We start from the raw sequence: 7,566 nt of genomic DNA on the forward strand, positions 1-7,566 counted from the left end.
GAAAAGAGGTAACCTTTTGACTGTCGTTCAAGAATATTTCACAAACTTTAATAAAACACAATTTACCACAGAACTGATTGCCTGGTTCCTTCGTGAACAGCGGGATCTCCCGTGGCGAAGAACCAAAAACCCATATCATATCTGGATTAGTGAGATCATGCTTCAACAAACACGCGTCGATACAGTCATTCCGTATTACGAGCGCTTTACGAAACGTTTTCCGACACCGCATGATTTGGCAGAAGCGGATCAAAGTGAAGTTCTGAAGCACTGGGAGGGCTTAGGGTACTATTCCCGTGTCAAGAATCTTCAAATCGCGGTTCAGGAAGTTGTTGAAAAATATGATGGAATCGTTCCGGACGAAAAGGAATTGTTCAGTCAGCTGAAGGGCGTCGGTCCGTATACGACAGGAGCGGTTCTATCGATTGCTTATGGGCAAGCAGAACCAGCTGTAGACGGAAATGTGATGCGCGTCCTCTCGCGTGTACTTGGGATTTATGAAGACATTGCTGCACCGAAGACACGGAAATTGTTTGAGGCGGCGGTACATCAATTGATTGATCCGGCTGACCCGTCCAGCTTCAATCAAGGCTTGATGGAACTCGGTGCGATGGTCTGTACACCGAAGTCTCCGATGTGTGGACTCTGTCCTGTTCAAGACGTTTGTTTTGCATATGATCGAAATGCACAGGAAGAACTACCTGTGAAGACGAAGAAAGGGAAGACGCAAATTATTCCGTATGATGCTCTCGTCTATGAAACGAACGGAAAAATCGCAATTGAACAACGAGCAGAAACAGGTTTGCTCGCAGGGATGTGGCAATACCCACTTCGAGAAGCAGAAGAAGATCGTAATGGGACGCTTGTCGGGCACGTTCGACATATCTTCTCACACCGGATTTGGGAAATTGCCGTCTATCGCGTGACGGAACAGCCGGACCAGACGGTACTAGTTGATCAGGAAACGTATGCGACGCATCCAGTATCTGTCGCGCAAATGAAGATTGATCGACTATTAAAGGGGGAGATCTAATGCATACTTTTCGTTTTGAGACACGTGTCGATACATCAAAGGAGCAAGCGTGGGATTTTTTAAGTGACGCCAAGGCCTTAAGTCGATTGACGGTATTTCCGCAAGTGAAGACGTCGGGTGATACGCGGACGCGAGCAGGAAATACGATTCGTCTGCGCGTTGGTGTTCCTCCACTATTTGTCTCGTGGACGTCTTGGATTCCTTTCGTAGAAGAATATGTCTTCGTCGATGTCGGTACAAAAGTTCCGTATCCATTCCGGGCATGGTGCCACGTGCACCGAGTCGAAGAACGTGAATCTGGCGTCTATTTCGTGGATGAAGTGACGTACGCATCCTTCTTGCCAGCCTTCGTCATTGAAGCATTCATCTTGAAACCGATGTTCAAACAACGAAAAAATGCGATTTTGAATCACTTTCAAGCCTGAATTCCGTCATTTTTCTGAAAAAATACCCTTTCGTTTTTCATGCGTTCTGAAAATGGGTATAATAAGCACGAGAGTATAACAGAATGGAAGAAAAACGCTTTAGAAAGGAGTAGCACATGAGTCGATTCCCAAAAGAAAGTAGCAAGATTGAGATTCAAAGTTTCAAACATAACGGGAGCTTACACAGAGTTTGGGAAGAAACGCTCGTGCTGAAATCGACGGAAGAAGAATTGATTGGGTTCAATGACCGCATCATGGTCAGTGAATCGGATGGTCGTCAGTGGCGAACACGAGAGCCTGCAATCTGTTACTTTTCAACAGAACTCTGGTTCAATGTCATTTGTATGATTCGGGAGGATGGCATTTACTATTACTGCAATCTTGGATCACCTTCTACGTTCGATGAGAAAGATCGAGCAGTCAAGTACATTGATTACGATTTAGATATCAAAGTGTATCCGGACATGTCCTACATGATCCTCGATGAGGACGAGTATGAGAAGCATCGCCGCGAGATGAACTATCCGAAGGCGATCGATCGTATTTTGAAAGACAATGTCCAAATCCTGATTCAATGGATCCGCAGTCGCAAGGGTCCATTTAACCCGGCTTTCGTGGATATGTGGTATCGTGAATATGAAACAAGATATCGGAGATGATGGTTCGCCATCGTCTTTTTTTAATTGAAGGAAGTGAAACACGTGGCAACACAAGCAAAACGTAAGAAACAAGGTTCGATCCGCCGCTATATGGCGTTCGTCAAGCCGTATCAAAAACAGATTCTCCTGACGGTTTTCGTCGGGATCATCAAGTTCTCGATCCCACTTGGACTTCCGTTGTTGTATAAGTACATCATCGACAATATCCTAACTGGAAACACGATGCCGATGGCGGAAAAAAGTAAACAATTAGCGTATTTGATCGGAGCGGGTGTCTTCATCTTCCTGATCGTCAAGCCACCGCTTGAATACGTCCGTCAATACCTCGCGCAATGGTCAGCGTCGAAGATTTTATTTGACGTTCGTAATCGATTGTTTGATCATGTTCAGAAATTATCGCTTCGTTTTTATTCGAATACGAAAACCGGAGAAGTCATCTCGCGAATCATCAATGATGTCGAGCAGACGAAAGACTTCGTCGTCACGGGATTAATGAACCTATGGCTTGATATGATTACGATTTTCATTGCGATCGCTATCATGTGGACGATTGATCCGAAGTTGACGCTCGTCGCCATTATTCCGTTACCATTCTACGCCCTCGCCGTTAAGTTCTTTTACGGTCGCTTACGCGGATTGACACGGGAACGTTCGGCAGCACTTGCGGAACTACAAGGTCATTTGACGGAACGGGTCAACGGCATGGCAGTCATTCGTAGTTTTGCACTCGAACCGCACGAGAACAAAGCGTTCAAACATCAAAATGATGGGTTCTTAAAAGCGGCGCTGCGTCAAACGAACTGGAATGCGCGGACGTACGTCGTCGTCTCGACGATTACGGACTTCGCACCAATCCTTATTTTCGGGACAGCGGCGTTCTTCGTCTTGAACGGACAAGTGACACTCGGGACGATGGTTGCGTTCATTGGTTATATCGACCGTCTGTATGCGCCGCTCGGTCGTCTCGTTAACTCCTCAACGACGTTGACACAGTCGATCGCTTCGATGGACCGGATGTTCGAGTTTTTAGATGAGCCGTATGACATCACGGAAAAACCGAATGCACGCGATCCAAAAGATGTCCGCGGAAACGTTCAATTCGAAAACATCAGTTTCGCTTACGAAGAAGGCGGCGAGCTAGCGATTGATCGCTTAACGCTTGACGTTCAGGCAGGTGAACGGATTGCTTTCGTCGGGATGTCAGGTGGTGGGAAATCGACGCTCGTCAGTTTAATTCCACGCTTCTATGATGTGTCTGCCGGTCGGATCACGCTTGACGGCGTTGATATTCGTGACTTGAAGTTACGTGGTCTTCGCGATCAGATCGGGATGGTCATGCAGGAGTCGATTCTCTTCAGTGAGTCGGTTCAGATGAACATTAAGATGGGGAATCCGGAGGCGACGGATGAGGAAGTCGTCGCAGCGGCAAAAGCAGCGAATGCCCACGAATTCATCGAACGGTTACCGAACGGCTATCATACGCCGGTCGGTGAACGAGGCGTCAAGTTATCGGGTGGTCAAAAGCAACGTCTAGCCATCGCTCGGGTCTTCTTGAAGAACCCGCCGATTCTGATTTTGGATGAGGCGACGAGTGCGCTCGATTTAGAGAGCGAAGCGATGATTCAAGATTCGTTAGCGCGTCTCGCGAAAGGACGGACGACGTTTACTGTCGCGCACCGTTTATCAACGATTACCGATGCCGATAAGATCGTCGTCATCGAAAATGGTCAAATTACGGAAATCGGAACACACGAAGTCCTCATGCAAAAACGAGGCGCTTATTTCGAACTGTATGCCATTCAAAATCTGGAACTCGTCGAATAACACAAAAGCAGCGACCTTTGCGAGGTCGCTGCTTTTTTAGTGGGGGGACTTAGAGTCGAGCAAAGGCACGATCGACTGCTGCGATCGTCTCTGTGATGTCGGCTTCCGTATGTTCTGTCGTCAAGAACCACGCTTCGTATTTCGAAGGAGCAAGGTTGACGCCTTCTTCTAACATCAATTTGAAGAAACGTCCGAACATCTCGCTATCTGCACGTTCTGCACCATCGTAATCGATGACTGTTTCATCCGTGAAGTAGACCGTCATGGCACCTTTTAGACGGTTGATCGTAATCGTGACGTCATGACGTTTTGCTGCTTCTAGCACACCTTGTTCGAGTAAGGCGCCAAGGTGATCGAGTTGTTCATAGACACCAGGCTTCTCAAGTAATTCAAGACAAGCGATACCCGCAGCCATGGATGCTGGGTTACCTGCCATCGTACCTGCTTGGTAAGCCGGACCGAGTGGCGCGACGTGTTCCATGATTTCTTTGCGACCGCCATAAGCGCCGATCGGTAAACCACCACCGATGATTTTGCCGAGTGCCGTCATATCAGGACGGATATCGAGTAACTCTTGTGCACTGCCGTACGTGAAGCGGAAGGCTGTGATGACTTCATCATAGATGACGAGTGCGCCGTGTGCATGCGTGATTTCGTTGACCGCAGCAAGGAATCCAGGTTGCGGTTCGACGATACCGAAGTTTCCGACGATTGGTTCGACGAGTACACAAGCGACCTGATCGCCCCATTGTTCCATGATTTGACGATACGATTCGATATCATTGAACGGTGTCGTGATGACTTCTTTTGCCGTCGCTTTCGTGACGCCGGCTGAATCTGGGGAACCAAGTGTCGCTGGTCCGCTTCCTGCTGCAATCAGCATCAGATCCGAGTGACCGTGGTAACAACCACTGAACTTCACGACGAGCTCACGACCTGTATACGCTCGTGCGACACGAATCGTCGTCATGACGGCTTCGGTTCCCGAGTTCGTAAAGCGTACTTTTTCAAGCGAAGGGATCGCTTTTTGTAGTTTATGTGCAAAGTCAATTTCTAGACGGTGTGGTGTGCCGTAAAGAAGACCATTTTGGGCAGCATGGGTGATCGCTTCCGTAATGTGAGGGTGACCGTGTCCCGTGATGATCGGACCATAGGCTGCTAAGTAATCGATATAGCGATTGCCATCGACATCATAAAAGTAAGCACCTTCTCCGCGTTCCATATAGACAGGTGCGCCGCCACCGACGGCTTTGAATGAACGGGATGGGCTGTTGACGCCACCAACGATACACTTTTGTGCGATTTCATATAACGCCTCTGAAGTAGGACGTGTAGTGTGGGTAGACATGAGGATTCCTCCAATCGATGATTCGTGAAAAATATCACGATATGATTGTATCATGGACGTCAAATCCGGTGCAGAGCCGTTGACGGAATGCCTATTTGTAGGTAGACTAATTATAAAGATTACAATCTGATAATCAATGAAAGATAGAAATGAGGGGATGGACGTGGCTAACGAAATGCTGGATGACGCCGTGAAGTCACTTCGGGAATCAGGCGTTCGAATGACACCACAACGTCACGCGATTTTGGAATATTTAACGACGGGACACACGCATCCGACAGCGGATGAGATTTATCGTGCACTCGAACATCGTTTTCCAAACATGAGTGTGGCGACTGTATATAATAACTTACGCGTGTTTCGAGAAAAGGGAATCGTTGAGGAAATGAATTACGGAGACGCTTCAAGTCGCTTCGATTTCGTTACGACACGCCATTACCACATGATCTGTGAGAACTGTGGAAAGATCGTTGATTTCAACTATCCTGTGCTCGATGATGTTGAGACGGTTGCGGCGCACTTAACGGGCTTTAAAGTCGATCGTCACCGATTAGAAGTGTACGGAACTTGTCCGGACTGTCAATCGAATGTCCAATAAAAAAACGAGCTGCCTTAGCGGGGAGCTCGTTTATTATGTTTATTATATTTTTCATCGAATTCTTTTCCTTCAAGAGACGGATCCATCGTCAGTGGTTCATCGCAATGCATACATAAGTCGACGCGACCAAGGACTTTTGTTTCTTTTCCGCAGTTCGGACAAGTGACGACAGCTGCCTTCGTTGATGTCAGACCAATCAAGAAATAGAGTGCCGTACTGGCGAGAACCATGACGAAACCGAGAAGCATGAGTAAGACCATGATGATTTCAAATTGTTTGAGTAATAGACCGCCATACATGACGAGCATCCCACCGAACACAAGAAACATAGCTAAGTTTCTCGCGCGGTTTATTTTATTTTTACGTTGTTTTTTCAAGTGAATTCCCCCTGTTGTCAGTCTAGCATAAGAAGTGGGATTGCCTGAAGAAGGAAAGCTTGTTTTTTTGTCGAAAATGGTAACGACGAGTTCGTATAGAAGGGTGAGAAGTACATGGAACAAGCAACACGAACGATTTATTCGGAGTACGCGGCTTATCGCGAAACACAAGGGATCATTGCTGTTGAGAAACGGCAACCACGGGATTCCCTGACGGATCAATTTGATACACTTCTTGTCGTCATCACGAGAGACCCAGAAGTCGAGTGGACAATCAAACATTATCGACTGAATACACTAAAGGTATCATTACACCTCGTACATGAAGATGTGTTATCACGCTGGATTTTGTTAAATGCGAATCGACGCGCGATTCACTGGATTGCAGAAGGAACGATCGTTTTTGAACGAAATGATTACTTAGTTGATTTAAAACGGCAGCTATTAAACTTTCCTGATGAGGAAAGATGTTTACAGATGACGATTTCGTTCGCTAAACTTTTGCGTCGTTTCCAAGACGGAAGGAACTTGTTCAGTCGCGGACATCATTATGATGCCTATACACACGTCCATCACGCATTACATCATCTCGCGCGATTATCTGTTCTGGAAAAAGGAAAACATCCCGAAACAGTCGTCTGGGAACAAGCGCGACTCGATGATCCGGATGTCTATAAACTATATGAACAATTATTGATGAGTGAAGAGACATTAGATCAACGTATTCACCTAGCCTTGATTGGACTTGAGCATCTTCTGCAGTCGAAGGTCTTATCGGGAGGACGCTATTTATTTGAAATCATGCGTGAGCGGACAAGTCCTTGGACAATGTATGAATTGATGGAAGAAGAGCGACTGCAAGAAGTCAAAGTGGATTTAAGTAGTCTGATTGATTTCTTTATGCGAAAAGGTCTAATCAGGATTTCGTATCAAACAACTAAAGGAGCAGGGGTCGAACTCGTAACGTATGAGCCGGTCGTATGACGATCGGCTTTATTTTTTTCTATGTGTTGTTTTGGCTATATATAGAAGGAAAAAGATTTCAAAAGTTTTTTTAGAAAAACTATTGACGGTATTATACCGAGATAGTATATTAATACATGTCGACAGGGCAACACGCACTGGACGGTGACGAGAAAGAAAAAAGATTTCAAAAAGGGATTGACGCTTAAGTTATTCCGTGATATCTTATTAAAGTCGCTGAAAACGACACGACGAACTTTGAAAACTGAACGATGAGGCAAAAATCGTATTCTACGGAATACAAAAACGAATGAAGCGCAAGCTTCGTCAATCGTGACT

At 46.3% G+C, this 7,566-nt stretch carries 8 protein-coding genes; 6 read left to right on the plus strand and 2 right to left on the minus strand.

All coding sequences use genetic code 11. The features are described from left to right. Window positions 1-16 precede the first annotated feature (16 nt). The 4 genes from mutY to KNQ12_RS16065 all read left to right on the plus strand — a co-directional run bounded on the left by mutY (window position 17) and on the right by KNQ12_RS16065 (window position 3,941). A complete protein-coding gene (mutY, locus tag KNQ12_RS16050; RefSeq protein ID WP_023467309.1) occupies window positions 17-1,033 on the plus strand; it encodes an A/G-specific adenine glycosylase in 1,017 nt (338 codons plus the stop codon). After that, complete coding sequence (locus tag KNQ12_RS16055; protein WP_023467310.1) at window positions 1,033-1,458, plus strand: SRPBCC family protein; 426 nt, start codon at window positions 1,033-1,035, stop codon at window positions 1,456-1,458. The genes mutY and KNQ12_RS16055 overlap by 1 nt, the downstream gene beginning before the upstream one ends. 116 nt (window positions 1,459-1,574) lie before the next feature. Further along, a complete protein-coding gene (gene ntdP, locus KNQ12_RS16060) occupies window positions 1,575-2,117 on the plus strand; it encodes a nucleoside tri-diphosphate phosphatase (RefSeq protein WP_023467311.1) in 543 nt (180 codons plus the stop codon). A gap of 90 nt (window positions 2,118-2,207) precedes the next feature. After that, window positions 2,208-3,941, plus strand: coding sequence for an ABC transporter ATP-binding protein (locus KNQ12_RS16065; protein ID WP_055966722.1), 1,734 nt, complete (start codon window positions 2,208-2,210; stop codon window positions 3,939-3,941). A 49-nt stretch (window positions 3,942-3,990) separates the two neighbouring features. Here the strand turns inward: KNQ12_RS16065 and KNQ12_RS16070 are convergent, their stop codons facing one another. Continuing rightward, window positions 3,991-5,289: a glutamate-1-semialdehyde 2,1-aminomutase gene (locus KNQ12_RS16070; RefSeq protein WP_214749579.1), complete on the minus strand. Its 1,299-nt coding sequence runs from the start codon at window positions 5,287-5,289 to the stop codon at window positions 3,991-3,993. 175 nt (window positions 5,290-5,464) lie between these two features. On the opposite strand from KNQ12_RS16070, the gene perR reads away from it, so the two are divergent. Then, window positions 5,465-5,887 carry a peroxide-responsive transcriptional repressor PerR gene (perR, locus tag KNQ12_RS16075; protein ID WP_369792039.1) on the plus strand — a complete coding sequence of 141 codons (423 nt, stop codon included), beginning with the start codon at window positions 5,465-5,467 and terminating at the stop codon, window positions 5,885-5,887. Window positions 5,888-5,901: 14 nt separating this feature from the next. On the opposite strand, the gene KNQ12_RS16080 is transcribed toward perR, so the two are convergent. Beyond that, entirely contained in the window at window positions 5,902-6,264 is a 363-nt protein-coding gene (locus KNQ12_RS16080) for a DUF2614 family zinc ribbon-containing protein (RefSeq protein ID WP_029340912.1), read from the minus strand. A 114-nt stretch (window positions 6,265-6,378) separates the two neighbouring features. Between KNQ12_RS16080 and KNQ12_RS16085 the strand changes: the two genes are divergently transcribed. Further along, on the plus strand, window positions 6,379-7,248 hold the full coding sequence (locus KNQ12_RS16085; RefSeq protein ID WP_035398755.1) for a nucleotidyltransferase-like protein: 870 nt from the start codon (window positions 6,379-6,381) through the stop codon (window positions 7,246-7,248). Window positions 7,249-7,566 lie beyond the last annotated feature (318 nt).

The sequence above is a fragment of the Exiguobacterium sp. s11 genome (assembly GCF_018619015.1).
GTDB lineage: Bacteria > Bacillota > Bacilli > Exiguobacteriales > Exiguobacteriaceae > Exiguobacterium_A > Exiguobacterium_A indicum.

Bases quoted from the DNA above. Each gene is read 5' to 3' on its own strand.
- KNQ12_RS16055 (WP_023467310.1), top strand. From the start codon at position 1,033: ATGCATACTTTTCGTTTTGAGACACGTGTCGATACATCAAAGGAGCAA.
- ntdP (WP_023467311.1), top strand. From the start codon at position 1,575: ATGAGTCGATTCCCAAAAGAAAGTAGCAAGATTGAGATTCAAAGTTTC.
- KNQ12_RS16065 (WP_055966722.1), top strand. From the start codon at position 2,208: ATGGCGTTCGTCAAGCCGTATCAAAAACAGATTCTCCTGACGGTTTTC.
- KNQ12_RS16070 (WP_214749579.1), bottom strand. From the start codon at position 5,289: ATGTCTACCCACACTACACGTCCTACTTCAGAGGCGTTATATGAAATC.
- perR (WP_369792039.1), top strand. From the start codon at position 5,465: ATGCTGGATGACGCCGTGAAGTCACTTCGGGAATCAGGCGTTCGAATG.
- KNQ12_RS16085 (WP_035398755.1), top strand. From the start codon at position 6,379: ATGGAACAAGCAACACGAACGATTTATTCGGAGTACGCGGCTTATCGC.